The following is a 26,098-nucleotide window of genomic DNA, read 5'->3' on the forward strand; positions in this document are numbered from 1 at the left end:
CGGGTCATGAACTCCGCGCGACGATCTCCCGGGCCAGCGCCGCCAGCTTCGGCAGGGCGGGGTGGCCCGGGGCGTCGCGGCGGGCGAGGAGGACCGGGACGGCCGGGGCGTCGGTGAGCGGGACGTAGGCGACCCCCGCGTGCGGGTGCAGGTCCGCGGTCGACGTGGTGGACACCCCGCTGCCGCGGCCGGCGGCGATGGCGGTGAGCCAGTCGTCGGTGTTGCCGACGGTGAGGGTTGCGGCCGGGCGGGCGTGCGGCGGCCACAGGTCCACCGTGGTGGTGCCGGAGACGGTGTTCAGGACGACCGGGCCGTCCGCGAGATCGGCGAGGGTGAGCGAGGTGCGCGCCGCGAGCGGCCCGTCCGCGGTCACCGCCGCCACCCGTACCTCGGTGAACAGCACCTCGGCGACCAGCCCCGGCGCGTCCACCGGCCCGCGCAGCAGTGCCGCGTCGACCTCGCCCCGGGTCAGCCCGGCCGTGCGGTCGTCGATCCGGAGCAGCTCCAGCGGGGTCCCCGGGAAGCGTTCCTGCCAGGTTCGCAGCAGCGGTGTCGTGTACGGCCCGAACGCGGACCAGGCGTGCCCGAGCCGCAGCGGCCAGGTGCGCAGCCGTCCGGCGTCGAGCGCCTCGTCGAAGGCGGCGACCGCTGCGGCGGCCTTGTCGCGGAAGGCGACGCCGTCGGAGGTGAGGGCGAGGTGGTGGGTGGAGCGGTCGACGAGCCGGACCCCGAGGTGCCGCTCCAGCGCGGCGAGGGTGCGGGACACGGCGGGCTGGGTCAGCCGGAGGCGGGCGGCGGCGCGCGTGATGTTGAGCTCGTCGGCGACCGCGAGGAAGGCCCGCAGATGCCGGAGTTCCACGGGGCGGCCTGTGGTGGGTTCCTCGCTCATGCGCCGGAAGCATAACGAGAGCGTGATCGGCATTTCATGGAACGCGCGGCCGTCCCTACGGTGAAAGGAAACCCGTGGCGGCCGCAGTTCTTCATCCTGTACCGTCCAGTGCATTGCAGTGCACTTGCCCGCTCGCCCCCGGAAGGCCTCCCGTGAACGACCAGCGCAGCGCCGCCGAACCGGCCGCCGCAGCCGTCGCCGTACCCGAAGCGGTGACGGCACTCGAAGGCGCCGGACGGCCCTGGGCCGACCGCCGGGCGGCCCTCGCGCCGATCGCGCTGGTGGTCGCCGGCGGCCTGTCCGTCCAGTTCGGCTCGGCGGTCGCGGCGCTGCTGATGCCGAAGGCGGGCGCGCTGGGTGTCGTCACTCTGCGGCTGGCGGCGGCCGCGCTGATCCTGCTGGTGATCTGCCGCCCGAAGCTGCGCGGCCACTCGCGTGCCGACTGGGGCACGGTGCTGGCCTTCGGCGTCGCGATGGGCGGCATGAACACGCTCTTCTACCTGGCGCTGGACCGGATCCCGCTCGGGATCGCCGTCACCCTGGAGGTGCTCGGCCCGCTCGCCCTCTCGGTGTTCGCCTCCCGCCGCCTGATCAACGTCCTGTGGGCCGGGCTCGCCCTCGTCGGCGTCGTCCTGCTGGGCGGCGGCGGCTTCGACCGCCTCGACCCGGTCGGCGCGGCCTTCGCTCTGGGGGCCGGGGCGATGTGGGCGGCGTACATCGTCTTCAGCGCCCGCACCGGCCGCCGCTTCCCGCAGGCGGACGGGCTCGCGCTGGCGATGGTGGTCGCCGCGGTCCTCTCCTTGCCGCTCGGCATCATCGAGTCCGGGGCGAAGCTCACGGTCCCGTCCACGGTGGCGCTCGGCGCGGCGGTGGCGGTCCTCAGCTCGGTCCTCCCGTACACCCTGGAACTGATGGCCCTGCGCCGCCTGCCCGCGCCCACGTTCGCGGTCATGATGAGCCTGGAACCGGCCATCGCCGCCGGTGCGGGCTTCCTCATCCTTAACCAGGCCCTCTCCACGACGGACGCCCTGGCCATCGCCCTGGTCATCGGGGCGAGCATCGGCGCGGTGCGCAGCCGGTCGGGGTCGGCGCCGCGACGCGAGCCCTGAGGGGCGGCCGCCGGCCCGGGAAGGGCCTCAGCAGTCGGCCGACGGGATCCGGAAGGAGTCCAGCTCGGAAGTCAGCGGTGACATGGCGCGGAAGTAGCCGGCCCCACCTGATCCGAACAACACGGCCGGGAGCCGAGGTGCCGGCGACGGTGCTCAACGGCGTGCGGCTCGTTCCTTGATGCGTCGGCGGACGGAGTTGTCCATCTCGCCGGAAGCGCGGGAGTTTTCGCTGTCGACGACTGGCGGTCCACGGCTGCACTTCGGCCGCTCCACACTGTCCAGCAGCACGGCGATGCCGCGCCGGACGAGCTCGGCCTTGCTGACGCCGGTCGCGGACGAGACGGCGTTCAGCCGTACTTCCCATTCACCGGGAAGGTGCACGGTCGCCTGTTTCCTGCCGCGAATCCGCGCTTCTCCCTGTGCGCGCGGTCTGCCCTCACCACCCGCACGCCGGCCCCAGCTCCGTGATGGAGTCGGCCGGCTCGGCAGGGCGCCCGGGCCACCCCGTGCGGTGCCAGCGCTCGATGCGCCAGGACAGCCGTCGCGGCCACAGCGGGGTGAGGGGCAGGCGCCCCACCGGCACCCGGACCGGGGCGCCGCCGTAGTTGTCCAGCGTCTCGGGCGGGCCGACCTCGCCGGTTGCGGACACGAGGAAGTAGTGCTCGTGCCGGCCGTCCTTCCAGACCCGGGCGAGCTCGAGCCCGACGGTCCCGGTCTGGCCGGTCTCCTCGCCCAGTTCCCGCAGGACGGCCGCTTCCAGCGTCTCGCCCGCCTCGACCCCGCTACCCGGAATCTCGTAGTGCGACCCGCCGCCCACCTCGGCGAACCGGATCAGCAGCACGGCCCCGTCACGGATGGCGACCGCCCCGGCCCGCACCCGTACCGGCGGAACCGCCGCGGGGTCGACCAGGGCCACCGGGCCTTGCGGCGCCGCGCCCTGCGCCCAGGCGCGCAGGACCGTTTCCGCCGTCCCGGTGGGCCGGATGCGGGCGTGCAGGGCCTCCTCCAGGGACAGCGCGACGCGCGGTGCGCCAGCAGCCCCGGAGTGCCGCCGGGAAAGGCGTGGTACGCGCCCTCCGCGTCGTGGTGCAGCTCAAGAATCAGCTTGTCCGCGTCGAACAGGACGGTCACCGGGCGGGTTTCGGCAGTCATCGACGGAGGCTGACGCGCACCAGGGCCGGGCCGCGCCCGGAATACCTTCGTCCGGCCGCCCGGCGTATGCGCCGCATGTGCGGGCCGCCGCGCCCGCCCCATATTCCGGCTGCATGAGGGCCGTTGAGTATGGCATTCGGAAGCGGCCCCCAGGGCCGGTTCCCATCCTCAGCGAAGGGAGGTGAAGACAAATGAACCTTGTTCGCGCATGGAAGGACCCCGAGTACCGGGCCACCCTCAGCGAGGCTCCCGCCAACCCGGCCGGCCTCGTCGAGCTGGCCGACGATCAGCTCGACGGTGTTGCGGGCGGGACCACGTGGGCCTGCGCCACGGTCACTCTGACCGTGACGGTGTGCTCCCCGACCGGGACCCTCTGCGGCAGCTGCAGCATGGGCACGCGCGGCTGTTGCTGAGCCTGCCCCATTCCTGACAAGGAGTTGTGTACATGGACATAGTCCGGTCCTGGAAGGACGCCGACTACCGGCTGTCCCTCGGGAGTGAGGCCCCCGCCCATCCGTCGGGCGAAGGCCTCACCGCAATCACCGACGAGGAGCTGACCGAGATCAACGGAGCGGGCTCCGGCGTTCTCGGCACTCTCGGGTGCTGCTCGTGCCTGCCGTGGTATTCGGGTTGGACCGTCTGCGGTCTCGCCTGCAACCCCGGTAAGCCCTGCAAGAACTAGCAGCGTAGCGAAGAAACGGCGTGACCGGCAGGGGCGGGCGTTCGTGCGCCCCCGCCGGTCATGTTCATGCCCCAGGAGGAAGAGCGGAATGCCTGACGACGCAAGCGAGCACCCCACCGTCCGGCCGGCCGGGGCCCACCTCCCCTGGCGCCGGGCCGCCACCCTGAGCGAAAGACTCGCCGGGACTCCGTCGCAGTCCGACCCGGTACGGGGCGAGAAGCGCCTGGCCATGTGGCGGGAGCTGGCGCCCCTGACCGGCGAGCTGTCCACCCTGGACACACGGCTGGAACCGCTGGGCGTCGATACGGACCGGCTGACCGCGCTGCTCGGCGAGGACGACGCGTCCCTCGCCGCCCGCATGGCGGACGAACCCGAGTGGCACCGCACCTTCCGGCGCTGGTGGGCCGAGGGCATGGCCACGACCGACGCCACCCGCCGCCTCGACCCCGACATGGGCCTCCTGGAAGTGATCCGCCCCCTCGTGGAGGGCGCCGTCCACGAACTTGACGCGCTCGTCGAGGAAGCCGTACGGGCCAGTGACGACCCCGTCATGGCCGACCCCGGGCACATCCTCGACGTCGTCCGCGCGACCGCCCCGGCCGCCGACCTGCTCAGTCATGTCCAGCGGACCCTTGTCCTGGAACTCAACATCGCCCGCGTCGAGGACCGCCTGGTCGGCGAGACCCCCGAGGAGCGCTTCGCCTCCTACGTCGAACTGCTGCGCTCGGAGGGCAACGCCCTCGCCATCTGGGACGAATACCCGGTTCTGGCACGGCTGATCGTGGGCCAGCTGCGCTTCTGGATCGACACCCGGGCCGAGCTGATCACTGCCCTCGCCGCCGATCTGCCCGTCCTGCGCGAGACCCTGCTCGCCGCCCGGCCGCCCCAGCGGCTCGACCGCCTGGAGTTCGGCGCCGGCGACAAGCACCGGCGCGGCCGGTCCGTCGCCATGGTCGAGTTCGACACCTGCACCCTGGTCTTCAAGCCCCGTTCGCTGGCCATGGACACCGCGTTCGACGGACTCCTGGCCTGGGTGAGCCGGCAGAATCCCACCCACGACCTGGCCCGGATCGGCATCCTGGAGCGCGGCGACCACGGCTGGGTCGAGGAGGTCGACACCACCGCGACCACCGACGCCGCCGGTGGCGACCGCTACGCCTGGAGGCTGGGCGCCCTCACCGCGCTCCTCTACCTCCTGCACGCCACGGACTTCCACTTCGAGAACGTGCTGGCCGCGGGCGAGTACCCGGTCCTCGTCGACCTGGAAGCACTGCTCCACAACGACAAGACCGCCGCCGTCGTCAAGATCGACGGCGAGACCGACATCGCCGCGGTCACCCTGGCCGACTCCGTGCAGTCCGTGGGTATCCTGCCCAACCACCTGCTGGTGCGGGGCGAGGACGGCACCTTCGGTCTGGACGTCAGCGGACTCGCCGGCCACGGCGGCCAGTTGACCCCCATGCCGGTGCCGATCTGGGAGGACAGCGGAACCGACCGCATGCGGCTGGTCAAACGCCGCATGGAGATGGACGCCGAGCGCAACCACCCGATGACCGCCGACGGTGAACCGATCGACCTGGTCGGCCGGGTCGACGCGTTCGTCGAGGGGTTCACCCACGTCTACCGGCTGCTGGAAACAGGACGCGAGGAACTGCTGTCGCCCGAAGGCCCGTTGGCCGCCTTCGGTGCCGTCCGGACCCGGCTCATCGCCCGGCCGACCCACATCTACGGGCGCCTTCTGCTGGAGAGCACCCACCCGGACTTCCTGCGCGACGGCCTCGACCACGCGCGCTCGCTCGCCCGACTGGCCGGCGGCCACGTCGAGATGCCCGAGTCCCGCAACGCCATGGTCCTGGACGAGGTTGCCGAGCTCACCCTCGGCGACATCCCCATGTTCACCGTCGACGCGGACTCCGGAACCCTGCGCGGCGGACTGGACGGTGAGCCGATCGGCACCCGCTACCCGCCCCTCACCGCCGTACGGGAACGCCTCATCGCCCTGGACGACGCGGACCTCGCCTTCCAGGAGAGGGTCATCCGCTCGTGCGTCGCGGCCACCGCCATGGGTGAGAGCGACGCCCGCTGGCCCAACTGGCACCGGCCCCGGATGGACGGCGCCGCCGACCCCGGCGACTTCGCGGACGAGGCCCTGCGCCTGGCCCACCGGCTGTCGGACCTGTGCGTCCGCGACGCACACGGTCTCGGCTGGATCGGTCTCGACCTGGTCGACGAGAAGTACTGGCAGTACGCGCCGGCCCCGATCGGCCTCTACACCGGAACGGCAGGCATCGCGCACGCCCTGGACGCCGTCGCGGCCGTCACCGGCGACGAGCGGACCGGCGAGCTCGCCCAAGCCGCCTTCGACCAGGTGGCGAAACGCTCGGTCCTCATCGCCGAGACACTGGCGGGCCTGGCGAAGAAGCCGGGAGCCGACGAGTTCGGCATCGGCGCGTTCGGCCCGTTCGGCGGGGCGATCTACGCCCTGGCGCACGCCGCCGTACGCCACGACCGCCCCGAATACGCCGAGGCCGCCGCCACACTGCTGCCCGCCATCGACGAACTCGTCGAGGAGGACCCGCTCCTCGACATCGTCTCCGGGTCCGCGGGCGCGATCCTCGCCCTCCTCGCCCTGGAGACCGCCCGGCCCGGCACCGGAGCGGCCCGGATCGCGGAACGCTGCGCCGAGCGGCTGCTGGCCACCCGGCAGGAGAGCGCCGACGGCTGGGGCTGGGCGACTCCGATCAACCCCGAGCAGCCGCTCGCCGGCTTCTCGCACGGGGCCTCCGGCATCGCGTACGCGTTCGCGCGCCTCGACCGGGTCACGCCGCGCGCGGAGTACAAGGAAGCCGTCCGGCACGCGCTGACGTACGAGCGGACCGTCTTCGACCCGGAGCTGCGCACCTGGCGCGACCTGCGGCCGGCCAACCTCGGCGGACGTACGGTCATGAACGCGTGGTGCCACGGGGCCCCGGGCATCGCGATGGCCCGCAACGCCTTCCAGGAGCTGGGCACCGCACCGGAGCTGGCCGACCTCATCGAGAGGGACCGGCACACGGCGGTCCTCGCCGCCATCTCGACGGGTCTGGACCTCGACCCGGTGTCGGGCCTCGGCAACCACAGCCTGTGCCACGGAGACATCGGCAACCTCCTCATCATCGACGCGGGCACCCGGGCCGACCAGGAGCCGGAAGTCGCCGGGCTGCTGCCCAAGGTGTGGAAGACACTGCTGCACGAGGGCCGGGAGAACGGCTGGCTGTGCGGCGTCCCCAAGGGGGTGGAGACGCCCGGGCTCATGACCGGCCTGGCCGGCATCGCCTGGGGCCTGGCGCGCAAGGCCGCCCCCGAGCGGGTGCCGGACCTGCTGACGCTGGCCGCTCCGGACACCGGGAGGACGACGTGCTGAACGGGGGGCCCAGGCCGGCGGCCCCGCCGGACGGCGCCATCGCGGACGGCGTCTACCGGCCGAGCATGGTCGCCGCCTACCGCGCCAACCCGCGCGGCGCCGCCCGCACCGGCTTCCGGCCCGAAGCGATGCGCCCCCGTTGGCGGTGGGCGCTGGCCGGAGCCTTGCTGCTGGCCGCCACGGTGTTCGCGGGCCTCGTGGTGCGGGTGCCGGTCGGGCCGACCGGCACCCTGGCCGGCACCAACGGACGCCAAGGGGTGCTCGCCTTCCCCGACTTCCGCCCCCCGGCGAAGGACAGCGACGTCCGGCTGAGCGTGGACGGCCGACGGGTGGAGGGCCGGGTGAAGGACTTCCAGACAGGCCAGGGCGGGGCCCGGGTCACCATGGTCCTCGTCGAACTCCCCGGCGGCGTCGCCGAGGAACTGGAGGAGGGCGCGTCCGTGGTCCTCGACCAGGGCACCCGCCCCCTGCTCATGGATCTCTGGGACGAAAGGGGCGACCAGTGAGCATCATCCGCCGCCGTGTGCCCGTGCGGTTGCAGTCCACCTCGGTCGAGTGCGGCGTCGCCGCCCTCGCCATGGTGCTCGGCTACCACGGCCGCTCCACCGCCGTCGCCGAGCTGCGCGACCGGATGGTGCTGTCCCGCGACGGGGCCAGCGCCGCGGCCATCGCCCGCCAGGCGCGCGAACTGGGCATGAAGGTACGGGCCTTCCGCGCGGAACCGGATGCGCTGCGCGATCTGGCCCTGCCCCTGATCGCCCACTGGGGCATGAACCACTTTGTCGTCATCGAGCGGTTCACCCGGCGCGGGGTCGACATCGTCGACCCCGCGTCCGGGCGGCGGCGCATCAGCCACGCAGAGCTGGACGCCTCCTTCACCGGGGTGACGCTGGAGCTGGAACCGACCGGGGAACTCGAACGCCGCGACGGCGCCGAGACGGGACTGTGGTCCTTCGTCCGCCCCTTCCTGCCCCGCTCCGTGCCCATCGTCTCCGCCATCATCGGCGCCTCCGCCACGCTCACCCTGCTCGGGCTGCTTCCGGCCTTCCTGACGGCGTACGTCGTCGACCGCGTCCTGCCCGGGCGCAGCGAGGACACCCTGCTGGTCCTGGCGGCCGGTCTCGTCGCCTACACCGTCAGCCACGCCCTGATGACGCTGGCCCGGGCGGAGCTGCTGCTGTGGCTGCAGACCCGGATGGACTGGTCGATGATGGGGACGTTCCTCAGACATCTGATGTCCCTGCCGTACAAGTTCTTCCAGCTCCGCACCGGCGGCGACCTGCTCGTGCGGGTGTCGAGCATGACGTACGTCCGGGACGCCGTCTCCAGCCAGCTCCTGGCGGTCTTCCTCGACGTGGCCCTGCTGGGTGTCTACCTCGTGGTGATCGGCTTCAAGTCTCTTTTGTTCGTTGCCGCGATCCTCGCGGTCGCCGCCGTCCAGCTCGGGGTCATGTTCGCTTCCGCCCGGGCCGCCCAGCGGCTGACCGAACGCGAACTGCAGGCGCTCGGAGAGGCCCAGAGCACCCTGCTCGAATCGGTGACCGGCGCCGAGACGGTCAAGTCCTCCGGGGCCGAACACGTCGTGGTGCGCCGGTGGTCGCGGAAGTTCTCCGAGCAGCTGGACGCCTCCGTACGCCGGAGCAGACTGGACAACGGGATCGACAGCGTCCTCGGCATGCTGGGCACGGCGTCGCCGCTCCTCATGCTGATCCTCGGCGCCTCGCTCGTGTTCAGCGACAACCTGTCGCTGGGAACGATGCTCGCACTCATCGCCCTGGCCGGCGCGGCGCTCGCCCCGGTCGCCCAACTGGGCCGCAGCATCAAGACGTTCCAGACCATTCGGGTCCACCTCGACCGGCTCCGCGATGTGCTGAACGAGCCGGCGGAGTCCGTGGGCCAGGGGGACGCCAAGGTGGACCTGAGCGAACCGATCACCCTGACCGACGTCGGCTTCCGCTACTCCGGGGACGGGCCGGAGGCCCTGTCGGGGATCTCCCTCACCGTCCGGCCCGGCGAGAAGATCGCCATCGTCGGCAGCAGCGGCTCGGGGAAGTCCACCCTGGCCCGCCTCATCCTCGGGCTCTACGACCCGACGGACGGGGAGATCACCTACGGCTCCACCCCGCTGACCGACCTCGACCTCGGCCATCTGCGCCGCCAGTGCGGCGTCGTCACCCAGGACGCGGACATCTTCAGCGGCTCGGTACTGACCAACATCGCGCTGGTCATGCCGGAGGCCACCCTCGACGACGTCGTCGAGGCCGCCCGGCTCGCCGCGGTCCACGAGGACATCACCCACATGCCGATGGGGTACGAGACGATCCTCGGCGAGGGCGGCAACGGTCTCTCCGGCGGGCAGCGCCAGCGCGTGGCCCTGGCCCGCGCCGTCGTGCACCGGCCGCGGGTCCTGCTGCTCGACGAGGCCACCAGCCACCTGGACGCCACCACGGAGGCGATCGTGCACGAGAACCTCTCGGAGCTCGACTGCACCCGCATCGTCATCGCGCACCGCCTGAGCACCGTGCGGGACGCGGATCGCATCCTGGTCATCGACCGTGGCCGGATCGTCGAGCAGGGAAACCACGACGAACTGGTCGCCAGGAACGGCGCGTACGCGGCGCTCGTCGGCCAACAACTGGTCCATGACTGAGGTTTCGCGCCGACGCGCCCACCGGACGGCCGGGGTGCGCGATGCTGGTGGCGTGACCCCTACGACACGCCCCCGGACAGCGCTCCTCGGCCGGTTGCGGACCCTGGCCGTGCTGGAAGTGCTGAACATCGCCCTGATCGGCTGGGCCGTCTTCGTGGCCATCGGAGCACCGTTCAGCACGGCCAACACGGTCGGCTTCGCCCTGGTCGCCGTACTCCTGCTGATCGGGGCCGCGTACTGGGCGCTGAAACTCCGCCAACTGCGCACCGCCGCAAGGCGGCCGCCCTTGCTCGGACTGTTCCGTGCGCTCCGGCCGCTGTGCGCGGCCGCCCTGGCGGCCGGACTCGTGGCCGTCGCCGCGGCCGTGCCGGACCGGCCGGCGTCCGAGTGGGCCGCCGGCCTGGCGCTGTACGGCCTGGCCCTGGCGGAGTACGTCAACTACTTCCACCGGCAGCTGATGCACGACACCCGGGCGGACTGGCGCCGCCTGCTGCGCACCCGGCGGCTGCGCAGCTCGCACCTGGCGGAGGACCTGCGCGTCCACCGCGCCACGTAATTCCAGCGGCCCCCACGGCCGTGCCCCGGGACGCCCGGCACGGCAGCCGCGCGAAGGTAAGGAAGCAGAGCTCATGACCTCTCCGGAAGTGAAGGACGCGCCGGCCCCGGCCGGCGGGCGGACCCTGGAGTTCCGCGGCCTGTCGAAGCGGTACCGCGACAGAAGCGCCGTGGAGGACCTGTCCTTTACGGTCGGCCCCGGACGCGTCACCGGCTTCCTCGGCCCGAACGGGGCGGGCAAGACGACGACGCTCCGGATGCTCCTCGGTCTGTCCGCCCCGACCTCCGGGACCGCGACCATCGACGGACAGCTCTACCGGGACCTGGAACAACCGCTCAGAACCGTCGGGGCGATGCTCGACGAGTCCGGCACGCACCGCAGGCGGACGGGCCGTGACCATCTGCGCGTGCAGTGCGCGGCGACGGGTCTGCCGGCCCGTCGCGCCGACGAGGTGCTCGACCACGTCGGACTGGCCAGGGCGGGCGGGCGACGCTACGAGGAGTACTCGCTCGGCATGCGGCAACGCCTCAACCTCGCCCAGGCGCTGCTCGGCGACCCGCCCGTCCTCATCCTGGACGAACCCTCCAACGGGCTTGACCCCGAGGGGATCGCCTGGATGCGTTCCCTCCTGAGGAAGCTGGCTGCCGAAGGCCGCACGGTGCTCGTTTCCAGCCACCTCATCTCCGAGATCGAGCAGACCGCCGATGATCTCGTGATCATCAGCCAGGGCCGGCTGGTCGCCGAGGGGCCGAGCCGCGAGATCGCCGCGCGGGTCCGGGGCGAGTCCCGGGTACGGGTCCGCTGCGCCCGGCCGGCGGAACTGGCGGCGGCGCTCGTGGCGGCGGGGGCGACCGTGGCGGACCCGCCCGCCGAGGACGGACTGCTGTTCGTCGGCGGTCTCGGGACGGGGGCGGTGGCCGCACTCGCGGCCGCCCACGGCGGGGAACTGTACGAACTGGCCGAGGACGCGCCCGATCTTGAACAGGCGTTCCTGCGGCTCACGCAGGGAAAGGCGGAGATCCGGTGAAGGCTCTCGTCAACAGCGAGCTGCTCAAGCTCCGCACGCTGCCCACCTGGTGGATCGCCGGCCTGGCGATGGCCGCCGTCGCGTTGCTCCTGGCGGTATGGAACAGCTGGCAGGCCCATACCTTCATGCAGCCGTTCGAGGACTATCTGGCGGGCGCGGTCCTGACTCCCCGCGAGGACATGTCGGCCGAACAGGTCGCCTCGATGCGCGACCTCTGGGAGACGCAGGGATCCCCGGGGCGCATCGCCGCCACGCTCTACACCTCGGGGCAGACCTTCGGCCTGCTGCTGGCCGGTGTGCTGGCCGTCCTCCTGGTGACGAACGAGTACCACTACCGGACCCTGACGGCCACGTTCCTCGCGGCGCCCCGCCGGGGCCGCGTCATCACGGCCAAGCTCGTCGCCGTGCTCATCACCTCGGCCGGGCTCTGGCTGGCGGCGACCTCGGCCGGCCTCGTCGTCGGCGTGGTCTTCCTGTCCTCCCAGGACGCCGCTCTCGGGCTGGGGAGCGGGGACGTGCTCGGCGCGGTCCTGCTGAACCTGGCCGCCTACATGGTGTGGGGCGTCTTCGGCTTCGGCCTGGGCGTGCTCATCCGCAGCCAGACCGCCGCCACCGTCACAGCGGCCGCGCTGTACTTCCTGTCCACGGTCGTCGTCGCCTTCGCCTTCCAGGCGGTCCACGACCTCCTCATCGAGGAGGACTGGGTGCTCCAGGCCCAGGTGCTGCTGCCGGGCGTCGCGTCCCAGATCATGACGACGCCGGGTGAGCTCTTCGCCGGGGCTCCCGCCGCCTGGACCGGAGCCGTCGTGCTCCTCGCCTACAGCCTGATCGGCGGCCTCACGGGAACGCTGCTCCTGCTCCGGCGCGACGTGACCTGAGTCCGGTGGCCTGCCGCCGGACCCGCGACGTGACCTGGGTCCGGTGGCCTTCCACCGGACCCAGGTCACGGCCTCCGCATCAGTGTGAGGAAGGGGGCGGAGGTCTTCGGCACCGGCACCCCTCCGCGGATGCCCGGGTCCGGGAGGCGACGAGCCGCATGGCCTCCTCGCGGTCCCAGTTGAGCGCCGCGGTCCGCATGGCCTCGATCCCCGGAGGCAGGTCGAGCCCCAGGTCCTCCGCGAACAGGTTCTGGCAGCGCCTGACCGCCGACAGCGTGCTGGCGGTGTCACCGTGCAGGCAGTGCACGGCGGCGAGCAGCTCCCACAGGTGCTGCCGGTAGGGGGCCTCGGCGATCAGACTCTCTATGCGGTAGGACAGCATGCTGGTGCGGCCGGCGAGGACGGACGCGGTGAAGAGGTCCTGATAGGCGTCCAGCCGGAGGTTGTTGAGCCCCGCCGTGTGGGAACTGAACCACCGCGTGGGCGGAAGATCCTGCCCGAAGGGCCCGCTCCACAGTCCCACGGCCAGCTCCAGGGCGTCGACCGCCGACTCGTGGGATCCGTTCGTCAGCGATTTCCGGCCACGCTCGACGGCTGAGGTGAACCGGGGAAGGTCGAATTCCTCGGCGGTGATCTCCAGTCCGTATCCGCACTGGCCGCCCCGGTAGGTCCTCACCCGCTCGCCGAGCCCCGGTTCGACCTCGTCGAGGTCCCTCCGTAACCCCGTCACATGGCTGCGGAGGTTCGCCGTGGCCGATACGGGCGGGTTGTCCCAGAGGATCTCGCTGAACTCCGTGATGCCGATGGGCCGTCCGAACCGGAGCAGGCACGCGGTGAGGACGGCCCGCCGGACCGGTGAGGTGACGGACATGGTCCTGCCCCGGACCGAGAGCTGCCCGAGGATGCCGAAGCAGGGAGCGGGTGGCTGGTCGGGGCCGTCGTGCGGTGTCGCCCGGGTGGGGAGGGAGGCGTGCCCTGGTTCGCTTCCAGCGGTGGGGGGGACGGAGCCGTCGGGAAGACCGGCTCGTGCGCTGTGGATCAACAGGTGCCCTTCCCCTGGTCCGGCGTGAGGGGCGCGCCGAAGACGGGCCGAAACAGCTCGGCTGTCCGGTTCCCGTCGCCGGGCGGAGCGGTGGGAGGGACCCTTCGTGCGGAGTCCGGAGAGATTCTGCGCAAGTGCGTCATGGCGTCTCCTGCTTGGTCAGGGCAGGGGGGAACGCACACAAATGTTCCTCAGTCGTTCCCCCGTTGGAACGTGGCTCACGCTGTCAGAGGGAATGTGATCCGGCTAGCGGCTGGGTGTGATTGACCTGAATCTTTCGATCAGGAAGCTTCCGATCCGTTCTACTGGGAGGTAAGGTCCGCCGTTTCCCTCGGGGAAGAGACGCGACCGATCCGCCGATCCGTTCCCTGTCCGCGAGGGGTCTTCCGAGCAGAAAATCATGCAAGCGTGCTTGATTGTTTCCTGGCGCGCTGCCATGCTCCTGGGCACCACACCCGGTCCCGAGGGGAGCGCACGTGTCCGCTGTCGTAGCCGTGATCGACGATCTGCGCGAAGAGAGCGACGAACTCGACGCACTTGTGCGGGAGTTGGACGACCGGCGCTGGCGCGGCCCGACGCCCGCCGACCGGTGGACCGTCGCCCATCAGATCGCCCATCTCAGCTGGACCGACGAGGTCGCCCTCCTGGCCGCCACCGAGCCCGACCGGTTCGGCGACGAGGTCGCCAAGGCCCTGGCCGCCCCCGAGGCATTCGTCGACGAGGCGACCGAGGCCCTCGTCGCCGCCCACGCCCCGGACGCCCTGCTCGCCCGCTGGCGCGAGGGCCGGGCGCGGCTCGACAGGGTCCTCCGCGACGCCCCGGCCGGCACCCGGATCCCCTGGTACGGGCCGCCCATGAGCGTCGCGTCCATGGCGACCGCCCGGCTCATGGAGACCTGGGCCCACGGGCAGGACATCGCCGACGCCCTGGGCGTGACCCGGACCCCGACCGCCCGGCTCCGGCATGTGGCGCGGATCGGCGTACGGGCCCGGAACTACGCCTACGCGGTACGCGGGATCACCGCGCCCGAGGAGGAGTTCCGCGTCGAACTCCACGCGCCGGACGGCGAGATGATCGCGTACGGGCCCGAGGGCGCCGCCCAGCGGATCACCGGCCCGCTCCTCGACTTCTGCCTCCTGGTCACCCAGCGCGCCCACCGCTCCGACCTCGCGGTCACCGCCGAGGGCCGCCAGGCCGACCAGTGGCTCTCCATCGCCCAGGCCTTCGCCGGCCCGCCGGGGCCGGGCCGGCTGCCGCGCGCGGAACGGGGCGGCCACCGGTGAACGCCGCCCCCACCCCCGTCCTCCGCATCGGCAACGCATCCGGCTTCTACGGTGACCGCTTCGACGCCCTGCGCGAGATGCTCACCGGCGGCCCCCTCGACGTCCTCACCGGTGACTATCTGGCCGAGCTGACCATGCTCATCCTCGGCCGCAGCCGCCTCAAGGATCCGCAGAAGGGCTACGCCACCACCTTCCTCCGTCAGTTGGAGGAAGGGCTCGGCCTCGCCCACGAGCGCGGGGTGAGGATCGTCGCCAACGCGGGCGGCCTCAACCCGGCCGGACTCGCCCACGCGGTGCGGCAGTTGGCGGACAAGGTCGGCGTGCCCGTCACCGTCGCGCACGTCGAGGGGGACAGCCTGCCCGTCCCGGACGGGTTCCTCACCGCCAACGCCTACCTCGGCGGCTCCGGGATCGCCGCCTGTCTGCGGGCAGGCGCCGATGTCGTCGTCACCGGCCGGGTCACCGACGCGGCGCTGGTCACCGGGCCCGCCGCCGCCCACTTCGGCTGGGGCCCGGACGATCTGGACGCGCTGGCGGGGGCCGTGGTCGCCGGGCACGTCCTGGAGTGCGGTACGCAGGCGACCGGCGGGAACCACGCCTTCTTCGGCGAGCACGACCCCGCCCGCCTCCGCCGCCCCGGCTTCCCGCTCGCCGAGATCCACGCCGACGGCTCGTCCGTCATCACCAAGCACGACGGTACGGGCGGGGTCGTCGACCTCTCCACCGTCACGGCCCAACTCCTGTACGAGACCGGCGGAGCCCGGTACGCGGGCCCCGACGTCACCGCCCGCCTCGACACCGTGCGGCTCCTGCCCGACGGCCCGGACCGGGTCCGGATCGACGGCGTACGCGGCGAGGCACCGCCGCCCACCCTCAAGGCCGGGCTGACCCGGCTCGGCGGCTGGCGCAACGAGGTCGTCTTCGTCCTCACCGGACTTGACATCGAGGCCAAGGCGGCGCTGGTGAAGGACCAGTTCGCCGACGCCCTGCAGCGGGGCGGCGCCCGCCCGCCCGCCGAGGTGCGCTGGGAGCTGGCCCGTACCGACCACGCCGACGCCGACACCGAGGAACGGGCCAGCGCCCTGCTCCGGCTCGTCGTCCGCGACCAGGACGCCGATGCGGTCAGCCGCACCGTCTCCGGGGCCGCCATCGAGCTGGCCCTCGGCAGCTACCCGGGCTTCCACGTCACCGCCCCGCCCGGAAAGGGCGCGCCCTACGGGGTGTTCGAGGCCCGGCCCGTACCGGCGGCGGAGGTCGAGCACATCGCCGTGCTGCCGGACGGGGCCCGGGAGGTGATCGAACCGGCTCTCCTCACCCAGGATGTGGCCGACGTCGATGAGCCGCCGCTCCCCGACCCGTACCCCTCCGGCCCCACCCGCAGCGCCCCCCTCGGTCTGATCGCCGGCGCGCGCAGCGGCGACAAGGGCGGCGACGCCAACGTGGGCGTCTGGGTACGCGACGACGACGCCTGGCGGTGGCTGGCGCACGAGCTGAGCGTCGAGCGGTTCAAGGAACTGCTACCGGAGACCGCTGACTTGGCCGTCGTCCGTCATGTCCTGCCCAACCTCCGCGCCCTGAACTTCACCGTCCACGGCCTCCTGGGCGAAGGCGTCGCCGCCCAGGCCCGGTTCGACCCGCAGGCCAAGGCGCTGGGGGAGTGGCTGAGGTCCCGGTGGCTGCCCATCCCCGTCTCCCTGCCGGCGGACGTCCCCCTCCCGGAGGTGACCGCATGACCGTCCTGCCCACCGCACTCGAAACCAACAGCCCCGAGTACGCCGCGAATCGGGCCACCATGGTCGAGAAGCTCGCCGAGTTGGAGACCGAGCACGCCAAGGCCCTCGCGGGCGGCGGCGAGAAGTACGTGACCCGGCACCGCAAGCGCGGCAAGCTCCCGGCCCGGGAGCGGATCGAGCTGCTCGTCGACCCCGACACCCCGTTCCTGGAGCTGTCGCCACTCGCCGCCTGGGGCAGCGACTACGCCGTCGGGGCCTCGCTCGTCACCGGGATCGGGGTGGTCGAGGGCGTCGAATGCCTGATCACCGCCAACGACCCGACCGTACGCGGCGGGGCGTCGAACCCCTGGACGCTGAAGAAGGCCCTGCGCGCCAACGAGATCGCCTTCGCCAACCGGCTCCCCGTCATCAGCCTGGTGGAGTCGGGCGGGGCGGACCTGCCGTCGCAGAAGGAGATCTTCATCCCCGGCGGGGCGCTCTTCCGGGACCTCACCCGGCTCTCCGCCGCCGGAATCCCCACCGTGGCCGTCGTGTTCGGCAACTCGACCGCCGGAGGCGCGTACGTCCCCGGCATGTCCGACCACACCGTGATGATCAAGGAGCAGTCCAAGGTCTTCCTCGGCGGCCCGCCCCTGGTGAAGATGGCCACCGGCGAGGAGAGCGACGACGAGTCGCTCGGCGGAGCCGAGATGCACGCCCGTACGTCGGGACTCGCCGACCACTTCGCCGTGGACGAGCACGACGCGATCCGCCAGGCCCGCCGCATCGTCGCCCGCCTCAACTGGCGGAAGGCGACAGCCGATCCGGGCCCCGCCGAGCCGCCGAAGTACGACGAGGACGAACTGCTCGGCATCGTGCCGGGCGACCTCAAGGCCCCGTTCGACCCTCGCGAGGTCATCGCCCGCCTGGTCGACGGCTCGGACTTCGACACCTTCAAGCCGCTGTACGGGCCGAGCCTGGTCACCGGCTGGGCGCGGCTCCACGGCTACCCCGTCGGCGTCCTCGCCAACGCACAGGGGGTGCTGTTCAGCGAGGAGTCACAGAAGGCCGCGCAGTTCATCCAGCTCGCCAACCAGCGCGACATCCCGCTCCTCTTCCTCCACAACACCACCGGCTACATGGTCGGCAAGGAGTACGAGCAGGGCGGCATCATCAAGCACGGCGCGATGATGATCAACGCGGTGGCGAACTCGAAGGTCCCGCATCTGTCAGTCCTGATGGGCGCGTCCTACGGGGCCGGCCACTACGGCATGTGCGGCCGCGCCTACGACCCGCGCTTCCTCTTCGCCTGGCCCAGCAGCAAGTCCGCCGTCATGGGCCCGCAGCAGCTCGCGGGCGTCCTCTCCATCGTCGCCCGCGCCTCGGCCGCCGCGAAGGGGCAGCCGTACGACGACGAGGCGGACGCCGGGCTGCGCGCCATGGTGGAGCAGCAGATCGAGGCGGAGTCGCTGCCGATGTTCCTGTCCGGGCGGCTGTACGACGACGGGGTCATCGACCCGCGCGACACCCGGACCGTCCTCGGGATGTGCCTGTCCGCGATCCACACCGCACCGGTCGAGGGCGCCCGTGGCGGCTTCGGCGTCTTCCGGATGTGACCCACCCATGAGGAGTGACGTGATCCATACCCTGCTCGTCGCCAACCGGGGCGAGATCGCCTGCCGGATCTTCCGCACCTGCCGCGACCTGGGCATCACCACGGTCGCCGTGTACTCCGACGCGGACGCCGGCGCCCTGCACGTACGGGAGGCGGACCTCGCCGTACGGCTGCCGGGCGCGGCCCCCGCCGACACCTATCTGCGCGGCGACCTCGTCGTGGCCGCCGCGCGGGCCGCGGGGGCGGACGCCGTGCACCCCGGCTACGGCTTCCTCTCCGAGAACGCCGCCTTCGCCGCCACCGTGCAGGACGCGGGGCTCGTGTGGGTGGGCCCGCCGGTGAAGGCGATCGAGCTGATGGCCTCCAAGACCCGGGCCAAGGAGCTGATGGCGGGGGCGGGGGTGCCGCTGCTGGCCCCGGTGGACCCGGCGACGGCGGGCCCCGCCGACCTGCCGCTGCTGCTGAAGGCGGCGGCGGGCGGTGGTGGACGAGGGATGCGGGTCGTCCGCGAACTCAACTTCCTGCCAGGTGAGTTGCTGGCGGCCGCCGCCGAGGCCGCCTCCGCCTTCGGGGACGGGGAGGTGTTCGCCGAGCCGTACGTGGAGCGCGGCCGGCACGTCGAGGTCCAGGTGATGGCGGACGCGCACGGCAGCGTGTGGGCGCTCGGCACCCGGGACTGCTCGCTCCAGCGCCGCCACCAGAAGGTCATCGAGGAGGCCCCCGCGCCCGCCCTGGACGACGCCCTGCGCGACCGGCTGCACGAGGCGGCCGTGGCCGCCGCCCGGGCGGTCGACTACCGGGGCGCCGGCACCGTGGAGTTCCTGGTCTCCGCCGAGGGCCGCCCGTACTTCCTGGAGATGAACACCCGCCTCCAGGTCGAACACCCGGTGACGGAAGCCGTGTTCGGGCTCGACCTCGTCGCCCTCCAACTCCGGGTGGCGGAGGGTGAACCGCTGCCGGCCCCCGAGCCCCCGCAGCCCACCGGCCATGCGGTGGAGGCCCGGCTCTACGCCGAGGACCCGGCACAGGACTGGCAGCCGCAGACCGGCGCGCTGCTGACCCTGGAACTGCCGGAGGCCCCCGGCCTGCGCCTGGACACCGGATACACCGGCGGCGACACCATCGGCGTGCACTACGACCCGATGATCGCCAAGGTGATCGCCCACGCCCCGACCCGCCCCGAGGCCGTCCGTCTGCTGGCCCGCGCGCTGGAGCGGGCCCGCATCCACGGCCCGGTCACCAACCGCGACCTGCTCGTACGCTCGCTGCGCCACCCGGACTTCGCGGAGGCCCGCCTGGACACCGGGTTCTACGACCGGCACCTGGCGGAGCTGACCGGCCCGGGAGCCGGTGACCCCGCCACGGCCGCCCTCGCCGCGACCCTGGCGGAAGCCGTACGGGGTCCGGAAGCCGTACGTCCCACGCACCCCGGTGGCCCCGCCCCGGCCCGCTTCGGAGCCTGGCGCAACGTGCCCTCGCAGCCCCAGCGCAAGCGCTACCGCAGCGAACCCGACGGCACGGAACACGAGGTCGCCTACCGCACCCCGCGCACCGCTGTACCGGTACCGCACGAGACCCCCGGCACCCGGGTCCTGACCGCGAAGCCCGACCACGTGACGCTCGAAGTGAACGGCGTGACACGGCACTTCGCCATCACCACGCACGGCGACCGGGTCCACGTCGACGCCGCCGACGCCTCGTACACGTTCACCGCCCTGCCCCGGTTCACCGACCCCGCCACGCACACCGCCCCCGGCTCCCTGCTCGCCCCGATGCCCGGGACCGTCGTCCGCCTCGCTGAGGGCCTGGCCGCCGGGGCGACCGTCGAGGCCGGGCAGCCGCTGATCTGGCTGGAGGCGATGAAGATGGAACACCGCATCCTCGCGCCCGCCTCCGGCACGCTCACCGCCCTGCACGCCGCGCCCGGCCACCAGGTCGAGGTCGGCGCGCTGCTCGCCGTGGTCCAGGAGGACCCGGCCGCCACCCCCGTACCCCTTTCCGTACCGGAGGAGACCGCATGAGCACCGCACGCACCGCCCTCGAAACCGAAGAGCACCAGGCCCTGCGCGCAGCCGTCGCCGCCCTCGGAAAGCGGTACGGGCGCGACTACATGACCACCGTGATCCGCGAGGGCGGGCACACCGACGAGCTGTGGGCGGAGGCCGCCAAGCTCGGCTACCTGGGGGTGAACCTCCCCGAGGAGTACGGCGGCGGTGGCGGCGGTATGGCCGAACTCTCGATCGTGCTGGAGGAGTTGGGGGCGGCCGGATCGCCGCTCCTGATGATGATCGTGTCGCCCGCGATCTGCGGCACGGTCATCGCCCGCTTCGGTACGCAGGAGCAGAAGCGGACATGGCTGCCGGGCCTCGCCGACGGCAGTCTCACCATGGCCTTCGGCATCACCGAGCCCGACGCCGGATCGAACTCCCACCGCATCACGACCACCGCCCGCCGAGACGGCGACGCCTGGGTCCTCACGGGCCGCAAGGTCTTCGTCTCCGGTGTCGACATGGCCGACGCCACGCTGATCGTCGGCCGGACCGAGGATGCCCGCTCGGGGAAGCTGAAGCCCTGTCTGTTCATCGTCCCGCGCGAGGCCCCCGGCTTCGGGCGGAATCAGATCGACATGGAACTCCACGCCCCGGAGAAGCAGTTCGAGCTGGTCCTCGACGACGTACGGCTGCCGGCGGACGCCTTGGTCGGCGACGAGGACGCGGGCCTGCTCCAGCTCTTCGCCGGGCTCAACCCCGAGCGGATCATGACGGCGGCGTTCGGCATCGGGATGGGCCGTTTCGCTCTGGGGAGGGCCGTCGAATACGCCCGTACCCGCCAGGTCTGGAAGGACCCCATCGGCGCCCACCAGGCCATCGCCCACCCGCTCGCCACCGCGCACATCGACCTGGAGCTGTCGCGCCTGATGATGCAGAAGGCGGCCCGGCTGTACGACGAGGGCGACGACATCGGGGCCGGAGAGGCGGCCAACATGGCGAAGTACGCGGCCGGGGAGGCGTGTGTGAAGGCCGTCGACCAGGCGGTGCACACGCTCGGCGGCAACGGTCTGACGCGGGAGTACGGCCTCGCGTCCCTGATCACCGCGTCACGGGTGGCCCGGATAGCCCCGGTCAGCCGGGAGATGATCCTGAACTACGTCTCGCACCAGTCGCTGGGCCTGCCGAAGTCGTACTAGTCCCCGTTCTCCTTGATCTGGTCCCGTCCGACCCCTCCCCCTGCCTCCCCCACAGGGGTAATTCTGACCCTCCACACTCCACACCCGCACGGCGTCCCGCGCCGCCACCCGGGCGGCGCGGGCGACCGCGACGACAGGGGACCGCCATGGTGTTCCGCAGCGAGTACGCAGACGTAACGGCCCTCGACACACCCATCCACGACGCGGTTCTCGGCGGGGCCGCCGGGTTCGGTGACACCGTCGCCCTGATCGACGGGACGAACGGCATGTCCCTCACGTACGCCCAACTCGACGGCTTCCACCGGCGGATCGCCGCCGCGCTCGCCGAGGCGGGGCTCAGGAAGGGCGACGTCCTCGCCCTGCACAGCCCGAACACCATCGCCTACCCCGCCGTCTTCTACGGGGCCACCCGGGCCGGAGCCTCGGTCACCACGGTCCACCCGCTGGCCACGCCCGAGGAGTTCGCCAAGCAGCTCGCGGACAGCGGGGCGAAGTGGATCGTCACGGTCTCCCCGCTCCTGGCCACCGCTCGCCGCGCGGCCGAACTGACGGGCGGGGTGCGGGAGATCTACGTCTGCGACCAGGCGGAGGGTCACACCTCCATCCTGGACATGCTGTCCTCCGCGGCCCCCGAACCGGAGGTCGCGATCGACCCCGGCGAGGACGTGGCGGCCCTCCCGTACAGCTCCGGCACGACGGGCACGCCCAAGGGCGTGATGCTCACGCACCGGTCGATCGCGACCAACCTGGAGCAGCTGCGACCGTTCATCCCCATGGGCGAGGGCGACCGCATCCTGGCGGTCCTCCCCTTCTTCCACATCTACGGCCTCACGGCGCTGATGAACGTGCCCCTGCGCTGCGGCTCGACGGTCGTCGTGCTGCCCCGCTTCGATCTGGCGCAGTTCCTGGAGGCCATCCAGACGCACCGCATCTCGGGGCTGTACGTGGCTCCGCCGATCGTGCTGGCGCTGGCGAAGCACCCGCTGGTGGGGGAGTACGACCTGTCGTCGCTCCAGTACATCGTCAGCGCGGCCGCCCCGCTGGACGCCGAGCTGGCGGAGGCGTGTTCGGCCCGGCTGGGGGTGCCGCCGGTGCGGCAGGCGTACGGGATGACGGAGCTGTCGCCCGGTACGCACGTGGTGCCGCTCTCCGTCGAGCAGCCCCCGCCGGGCACGGTCGGCAAGCTGCTGCCGGGCACCGAGATGCGGATCGTGTCGCTGGAGGACCCGGCGAAGGACGCGGAGCCGGGGGCGGACGGCGAGATCCTGATCCGGGGCCCGCAGGTGATGAAGGGCTACCTGGGCCGCGCGGACGCCACGGCCGCGATGATCGACGAGGACGGCTGGGTGCACACGGGCGATGTCGGCCGGGTGGACGAGGACGGCTGGCTGTACGTCGTCGACCGGGTGAAGGAGCTGATCAAGTACAAGGGCTACCAGGTGGCCCCCGCCGAGCTGGAGGCGCTGCTCCTCACCCACGAGGAGGTCGCGGACGCGGCGGTGATCGGGGTGTACGACGCGGAGGGCAACGAGGTCCCGAAGGCGTTCCTGGTCCGGGGACCGGGGGCGGGCGGGCTGACGACGGAGGACGTCATGGCGTACGTCGCCGAGCGCGTCTCCCCGTACAAGAAGGTGCGCCGGGCCGAGTTCATCGAGGCGGTGCCCCGGGCAGCCTCCGGCAAGATCCTCCGGCGCGAGCTGCGCGACCGCGAGAAGACGGAGAGGACCGACGAGAAGTGACCCTGATCGCCACATCCCGGGACCGGGGCATCGCGACCCTGACGCTGGACTCCCCGGCCAACCGCAACGCGCTGTCGGCGCAGCTGGTGGCGGAGTTGCGCGACGCCCTGGCGGACTGTGCGGGCGACGACACCGTACGGGCGGTGATGCTGGCCCACACGGGGTCGACGTTCTGCGCCGGGGCGGATCTGAAGGCTCCGCCGGACCCGGAGGCGTTCGTGGGCCTGATGCGGGAGATCGTGGGGCTGCCGAAGCCGGTGGTGGCCCGGGTGACCGGGCATGTCCGGGCGGGCGGCCTGGGGCTGTTGGCGGCGTGCGACATCGCGGTGGCGGGCGAGGGATCGTCCTTCGCCCTCACCGAGTCCCGCCTGGGCCTGGCCCCGGCGGTCATCTCCCTCACGCTGCTCCCGCGGGTGGACCGCACGGCGGCGAACCGCTACTACCTCACCGGCGAGCGGTTCGACGCGGCGGAGGCGGCGAGGATCTCGCTGGTCACGCTGGCCGCCGAGGACGTGGACAAAGCCCTCGTACCGGTCCTGGACGGTCTGCGCCGGGCCTCGCCCCAGGGGCTGGCCGCATCGAAGGAGCTGGTCACGGCTACGGTGCTGAGGAGCTTCGACCAGTACGCCGAAGACCTCATCGCCCGATCCGCCGCGTTGTTCGCCTCCGACGAGGCGAGGGAGGGGATGACGGCCTTCCTCGAACGACGGGACCCGGCATGGGTGCGGTGACCTCTTCCTCCTCTGCTTCGCGGGCCGCTCACGCGCCCAAGCAGGACCGCAGCCGGGCGACGCGGCGACGGCTCCTGGAGGCGGCGGTGGCCTGCCTGGCCGAACACGGCTGGGCGGGCTCCACCGTCTCCGTCGTCGCCGAACGGGCCGGCGTCTCGCGCGGCGCGGCCCAGCACCACTTCCCGACCCGCGAGGACCTGTTCACCGGCGCGGTGGAGTACGTCGCCGAGGAACGCTCCGCCGCCCTGCGCGCGCTCCCCGTCCAGGGCCGCGCCGAGGTGGTCGCGGCCCTGGTCGACCTCTACACGGGCCCGCTGTTCCGGGCGGCGCTCCAGCTCTGTGTGGCCGCCTCCAACGAGGCCCAGCTCCGCCCGCGGGTCACGGAACTGGAGGCGCGGGTGGGCCGCGAGACGCACCGCATCGCGGTGGAACTCCTCGGTGCGGACGAGTCCCGCCCCGGCACCCGGGAGACGGTCCAGGGCCTCCTGGACATGGCCCGCGGCCTCGGCCTCGCCAACCTCCTCACCGACGACACGGCCCGCCGGGAGCGGGTGGTGGCGCAGTGGGCGGCGCTGGTGGAGGAGGGGCTGGGCTGACCCTTCGCGGGGGCCTTTCAGACCACCCGGCCGCCGCGCCGGTCAGTCGCCGGCCGGGACGGGCGTCCCCTGGTGGTAGTACATCCGCCAGGCAGTCTCCCCGTCCCGCCTGCGCCACAGCGAACTGCGGCGGGCCCGGCGGCCGTCGATGACGGTCTCGTACGTGAGGTGCACGATCCCGGGGGCCAGGAGGACCCCGCCCATCCCGGACGTCTCGAACCGAGGCCCGCCCCCGCTTTCGTCACCCCCGCCCTCCAGCTCGGGGAGAGCGGCGAGCATCTCGTCGTACGTCCACCGCCGCCCCGAGGCCCCGACCTCGACGAACTCCGGGTCGAGGAGGCGCGCGGCGAGCGACCGCGAGGCACGCACCGTGGGGTCCAGCAGCTGGAGCTCGGCGTCGATGGCCGCGTTCACGTCGGCAGTTTCCTGGCTGATCGGGCTCATCGGGTCATGATCGCCGAAGGGGCCCGGGCCGCGCACGCCCCTGGGCTCCGGGGCCGGCCTTCCCTGCGCGTTGAGTGTCCGGAGCTCGGGCCCCGGCTCTCAGGTCTCGGGAGGGTGCCGCCTCGGGTGCGTGAACTCAGGGAGTGTTACGCCCCTGCGTCGCGCTGCCGTCGTACACGTTCTCCGGCGTGGCGATCCGTGTCACCGCACGGGCGAGCAGCGTGGACGGCTCCTGGCCCCCGCTGAGCGAGTCCGTGTTGATGATGATGACCAGGGTGGCCTTCTGTGCGGGCAGGTAGACGGTGACGGTCTCGTACCCCGGCAGGGACCCGTTGTGCCCGATCCAGCCGCCGGTCTCGAAGATGCCGAGGCCGTAGCCGAGCCCCGGGAATCCGGTCGGCCGGGTCGTGAGCCGCTGCGCCTGGGTCCTGGGGCTCAGCAGTTCCCCCGTGGCGACGACCTTGGCCCAGCGGCGCAGGTCGTGCAGGTCGGAGATCATCGCACCGGCGGCCCAGGCCCAGCTGGGGTTCCAGTCCGTGGAGTCCTCGGTCTCGCCGCTGAGCGTCTGGTCGGTGTAGCCGTGGGCGTGCGGCTCGGGGAACTCGGCCCCGGTCGGGAAGAGCGTGTTGTGCAGCCCGGCGGGGCGGAGCACCCGTTCGTGGATGACGCGGTCGAGGCGCTGACCGGTGACCTTCTCGATCACCAGACCGAGCAGGACGAGGTTGGAGTTGGAGTACTGGAACTGCGCGTCCGGCTTGAAGGTGTTCTTGTGCTTCATGCCGTACGCGAGCACTTCTCGCGGGGTGAAGGAGCGGTACGGGTCGCTCAGCAGGTCGTTCACGAACCCCGCGTCGGCGGTGTACGGGAACAGACCACTGCGCATCCCGGCGAGCTGGCGCAACGTGATCCGGTCGCCGTTGCGCACGCCGGAGACGTAGCGGGAGATCGGGTCGTCCAGCTTGACGAGCTTGTCGTCGACGAGTTGGAGCAGCGCGGTGACGGTGAACGTCTTGGTCTCGCTGCCGATCCGGATCCGGGTGTCGGCCGGCATCGGCTCGCGGGTGACCGTGTCGGCGACGCCGCTCGTGTGGACGTAACTCCCCTTCCCCGGCATCCACAGCCCGACGACGGCGCCGGGGATCCCGGCCTGCTCGCGGACGTCGTCGATGGTCCGGTCCAGCTCGGCGGTCAGCGCGGGATCGAGGCGGCCCGGCGGGCAGTCGTCCCCGCCGTTCTCTCCGTGCGCGTGCCGGCTGTGCTGGTCGAAGCCCGCGGCGTGTACCGCAGGGGCGGGTGCCACGGCCATCGGGGCCAGGACGGACGCCGCGAGCAGCGTCGCGGCGAGGAGGCGTCGGGTGGGGGAGCGGCGTCGCATGGCGGCAGGCCTTTCCAGGCGGGGGAGG

Annotated in this window: 22 protein-coding genes and 1 pseudogene; 17 read left to right on the forward strand and 6 right to left on the reverse strand. The window is 72.4% G+C overall.

Annotated elements, in window-relative coordinates; genetic code table 11:
• Nucleotides 1–4 precede the first annotated feature (4 nt).
• On the reverse strand, nucleotides 5–889 hold the full coding sequence (locus D3105_RS06245) for a LysR family transcriptional regulator (protein ID WP_118900761.1): 885 nt from the start codon (nucleotides 887–889) through the stop codon (nucleotides 5–7).
• A 152-nt stretch (nucleotides 890–1,041) separates the two neighbouring features.
• Between D3105_RS06245 and D3105_RS06250 the strand changes: the two genes are divergently transcribed.
• On the forward strand, nucleotides 1,042–1,998 hold the full coding sequence (locus tag D3105_RS06250; protein ID WP_118900763.1) for an EamA family transporter: 957 nt from the start codon (nucleotides 1,042–1,044) through the stop codon (nucleotides 1,996–1,998).
• A 153-nt stretch (nucleotides 1,999–2,151) separates the two neighbouring features.
• On the opposite strand, the gene D3105_RS06255 is transcribed toward D3105_RS06250, so the two are convergent.
• Together D3105_RS06255 and D3105_RS06260 are read right to left on the reverse strand one after the other, a co-directional pair.
• Entirely contained in the window at nucleotides 2,152–2,379 is a 228-nt protein-coding gene (locus tag D3105_RS06255; protein WP_118900765.1) for a CopG family transcriptional regulator, read from the reverse strand.
• A gap of 55 nt (nucleotides 2,380–2,434) precedes the next feature.
• Nucleotides 2,435–3,150 (reverse strand): annotated as a pseudogene (locus D3105_RS06260) (NUDIX domain-containing protein).
• Between the two features lie 191 nt (nucleotides 3,151–3,341).
• Here D3105_RS06260 and D3105_RS06265 point away from each other — a divergent pair.
• The 8 genes from D3105_RS06265 (at nucleotide 3,342) to D3105_RS06295 (ending at nucleotide 12,346) form a co-directional block, all read left to right on the forward strand.
• The gene (locus D3105_RS06265; protein WP_006126649.1) at nucleotides 3,342–3,563 is read left to right on the forward strand and encodes a mersacidin/lichenicidin family type 2 lantibiotic; all 222 of its coding nucleotides are present in this window, start codon (nucleotides 3,342–3,344) and stop codon (nucleotides 3,561–3,563) included.
• Between the two features lie 32 nt (nucleotides 3,564–3,595).
• On the forward strand, nucleotides 3,596–3,832 hold the full coding sequence (locus D3105_RS06270; RefSeq protein ID WP_010071700.1) for a mersacidin/lichenicidin family type 2 lantibiotic: 237 nt from the start codon (nucleotides 3,596–3,598) through the stop codon (nucleotides 3,830–3,832).
• A gap of 88 nt (nucleotides 3,833–3,920) precedes the next feature.
• Entirely contained in the window at nucleotides 3,921–7,235 is a 3,315-nt protein-coding gene (locus tag D3105_RS06275) for a type 2 lanthipeptide synthetase LanM family protein (protein WP_118900770.1), read from the forward strand.
• Nucleotides 7,229–7,741 (forward strand): hypothetical protein, encoded by a 513-nt coding sequence (locus tag D3105_RS34475; RefSeq protein WP_165890970.1) that lies wholly within the window; start codon nucleotides 7,229–7,231, stop codon nucleotides 7,739–7,741. Before D3105_RS06275 ends, D3105_RS34475 begins: the two co-directional genes overlap by 7 nt.
• Nucleotides 7,738–9,885 (forward strand): peptidase domain-containing ABC transporter, encoded by a 2,148-nt coding sequence (locus D3105_RS06280; RefSeq protein ID WP_240646820.1) that lies wholly within the window; start codon nucleotides 7,738–7,740, stop codon nucleotides 9,883–9,885. Before D3105_RS34475 ends, D3105_RS06280 begins: the two co-directional genes overlap by 4 nt.
• A gap of 52 nt (nucleotides 9,886–9,937) precedes the next feature.
• Nucleotides 9,938–10,441 (forward strand): multidrug transporter, encoded by a 504-nt coding sequence (locus tag D3105_RS06285; protein ID WP_240646821.1) that lies wholly within the window; start codon nucleotides 9,938–9,940, stop codon nucleotides 10,439–10,441.
• A 73-nt stretch (nucleotides 10,442–10,514) separates the two neighbouring features.
• The gene (locus tag D3105_RS06290) at nucleotides 10,515–11,468 is read left to right on the forward strand and encodes an ABC transporter ATP-binding protein (protein ID WP_118900772.1); all 954 of its coding nucleotides are present in this window, start codon (nucleotides 10,515–10,517) and stop codon (nucleotides 11,466–11,468) included.
• Nucleotides 11,465–12,346: an ABC transporter permease subunit gene (locus D3105_RS06295; RefSeq protein WP_118900774.1), complete on the forward strand. Its 882-nt coding sequence runs from the start codon at nucleotides 11,465–11,467 to the stop codon at nucleotides 12,344–12,346. The genes D3105_RS06290 and D3105_RS06295 overlap by 4 nt, the downstream gene beginning before the upstream one ends.
• Before the next feature lie 79 nt (nucleotides 12,347–12,425).
• Here D3105_RS06295 and D3105_RS06300 read toward each other — a convergent pair whose 3' ends face one another.
• On the reverse strand, nucleotides 12,426–13,217 hold the full coding sequence (locus D3105_RS06300; protein WP_118900776.1) for an AfsR/SARP family transcriptional regulator: 792 nt from the start codon (nucleotides 13,215–13,217) through the stop codon (nucleotides 12,426–12,428).
• Between the two features lie 647 nt (nucleotides 13,218–13,864).
• Between D3105_RS06300 and D3105_RS06305 the strand changes: the two genes are divergently transcribed.
• From D3105_RS06305 to D3105_RS06340, 8 genes are all read left to right on the forward strand, one after another.
• A complete protein-coding gene (locus tag D3105_RS06305) occupies nucleotides 13,865–14,671 on the forward strand; it encodes a TIGR03084 family metal-binding protein (protein WP_118900779.1) in 807 nt (268 codons plus the stop codon).
• Nucleotides 14,668–16,404: an acyclic terpene utilization AtuA family protein gene (locus tag D3105_RS06310; protein ID WP_118900781.1), complete on the forward strand. Its 1,737-nt coding sequence runs from the start codon at nucleotides 14,668–14,670 to the stop codon at nucleotides 16,402–16,404. Before D3105_RS06305 ends, D3105_RS06310 begins: the two co-directional genes overlap by 4 nt.
• On the forward strand, nucleotides 16,401–17,999 hold the full coding sequence (locus D3105_RS06315; RefSeq protein ID WP_118900783.1) for an acyl-CoA carboxylase subunit beta: 1,599 nt from the start codon (nucleotides 16,401–16,403) through the stop codon (nucleotides 17,997–17,999). Before D3105_RS06310 ends, D3105_RS06315 begins: the two co-directional genes overlap by 4 nt.
• 7 nt (nucleotides 18,000–18,006) lie before the next feature.
• Nucleotides 18,007–20,019: a biotin carboxylase N-terminal domain-containing protein gene (locus D3105_RS06320; protein WP_206272663.1), complete on the forward strand. Its 2,013-nt coding sequence runs from the start codon at nucleotides 18,007–18,009 to the stop codon at nucleotides 20,017–20,019.
• On the forward strand, nucleotides 20,016–21,185 hold the full coding sequence (locus D3105_RS06325) for an acyl-CoA dehydrogenase family protein (protein WP_118900787.1): 1,170 nt from the start codon (nucleotides 20,016–20,018) through the stop codon (nucleotides 21,183–21,185). Before D3105_RS06320 ends, D3105_RS06325 begins: the two co-directional genes overlap by 4 nt.
• Before the next feature lie 146 nt (nucleotides 21,186–21,331).
• Nucleotides 21,332–22,924 carry a 4-coumarate--CoA ligase family protein gene (locus D3105_RS06330; RefSeq protein ID WP_118900790.1) on the forward strand — a complete coding sequence of 531 codons (1,593 nt, stop codon included), beginning with the start codon at nucleotides 21,332–21,334 and terminating at the stop codon, nucleotides 22,922–22,924.
• Nucleotides 22,921–23,655: an enoyl-CoA hydratase family protein gene (locus D3105_RS06335; RefSeq protein ID WP_118900792.1), complete on the forward strand. Its 735-nt coding sequence runs from the start codon at nucleotides 22,921–22,923 to the stop codon at nucleotides 23,653–23,655. The genes D3105_RS06330 and D3105_RS06335 overlap by 4 nt, the downstream gene beginning before the upstream one ends.
• Nucleotides 23,643–24,251, forward strand: coding sequence for a TetR/AcrR family transcriptional regulator (locus tag D3105_RS06340; protein ID WP_118900794.1), 609 nt, complete (start codon nucleotides 23,643–23,645; stop codon nucleotides 24,249–24,251). Before D3105_RS06335 ends, D3105_RS06340 begins: the two co-directional genes overlap by 13 nt.
• 42 nt (nucleotides 24,252–24,293) lie before the next feature.
• Here the strand turns inward: D3105_RS06340 and D3105_RS06345 are convergent, their stop codons facing one another.
• Both D3105_RS06345 and D3105_RS06350 read right to left on the reverse strand, forming a co-directional pair.
• The gene (locus D3105_RS06345) at nucleotides 24,294–24,695 is read right to left on the reverse strand and encodes a DUF4440 domain-containing protein (RefSeq protein ID WP_206272664.1); all 402 of its coding nucleotides are present in this window, start codon (nucleotides 24,693–24,695) and stop codon (nucleotides 24,294–24,296) included.
• A 136-nt stretch (nucleotides 24,696–24,831) separates the two neighbouring features.
• The gene (locus tag D3105_RS06350) at nucleotides 24,832–26,070 is read right to left on the reverse strand and encodes a serine hydrolase domain-containing protein (RefSeq protein WP_118900797.1); all 1,239 of its coding nucleotides are present in this window, start codon (nucleotides 26,068–26,070) and stop codon (nucleotides 24,832–24,834) included.
• Between the last annotated feature and the right edge of the window lie 28 nt (nucleotides 26,071–26,098).

Source organism: Streptomyces globisporus (genome assembly GCF_003501885.1).
GTDB lineage: Bacteria > Actinomycetota > Actinomycetes > Streptomycetales > Streptomycetaceae > Streptomyces > Streptomyces globisporus_D.

What these genes read in the sequence shown, in the direction of transcription:
- D3105_RS06345 (WP_206272664.1), bottom strand. Translation starts at nt 24,695, where the DNA reads ATGAGCCCGATCAGCCAGGAAACTGCCGACGTGAACGCGGCCATCGAC.
- D3105_RS06325 (WP_118900787.1), top strand. Translation starts at nt 20,016, where the DNA reads ATGAGCACCGCACGCACCGCCCTCGAAACCGAAGAGCACCAGGCCCTG.
- D3105_RS06350 (WP_118900797.1), bottom strand. Translation starts at nt 26,070, where the DNA reads ATGCGACGCCGCTCCCCCACCCGACGCCTCCTCGCCGCGACGCTGCTC.
- D3105_RS06320 (WP_206272663.1), top strand. Translation starts at nt 18,007, where the DNA reads ATGAGGAGTGACGTGATCCATACCCTGCTCGTCGCCAACCGGGGCGAG.
- D3105_RS06330 (WP_118900790.1), top strand. Translation starts at nt 21,332, where the DNA reads ATGGTGTTCCGCAGCGAGTACGCAGACGTAACGGCCCTCGACACACCC.
- D3105_RS06315 (WP_118900783.1), top strand. Translation starts at nt 16,401, where the DNA reads ATGACCGTCCTGCCCACCGCACTCGAAACCAACAGCCCCGAGTACGCC.
- D3105_RS06245 (WP_118900761.1), bottom strand. Translation starts at nt 889, where the DNA reads ATGAGCGAGGAACCCACCACAGGCCGCCCCGTGGAACTCCGGCATCTG.
- D3105_RS06300 (WP_118900776.1), bottom strand. Translation starts at nt 13,217, where the DNA reads ATGTCCGTCACCTCACCGGTCCGGCGGGCCGTCCTCACCGCGTGCCTG.
- D3105_RS06270 (WP_010071700.1), top strand. Translation starts at nt 3,596, where the DNA reads ATGGACATAGTCCGGTCCTGGAAGGACGCCGACTACCGGCTGTCCCTC.
- D3105_RS06265 (WP_006126649.1), top strand. Translation starts at nt 3,342, where the DNA reads ATGAACCTTGTTCGCGCATGGAAGGACCCCGAGTACCGGGCCACCCTC.
- D3105_RS06275 (WP_118900770.1), top strand. Translation starts at nt 3,921, where the DNA reads ATGCCTGACGACGCAAGCGAGCACCCCACCGTCCGGCCGGCCGGGGCC.
- D3105_RS06290 (WP_118900772.1), top strand. Translation starts at nt 10,515, where the DNA reads ATGACCTCTCCGGAAGTGAAGGACGCGCCGGCCCCGGCCGGCGGGCGG.
- D3105_RS06340 (WP_118900794.1), top strand. Translation starts at nt 23,643, where the DNA reads ATGGGTGCGGTGACCTCTTCCTCCTCTGCTTCGCGGGCCGCTCACGCG.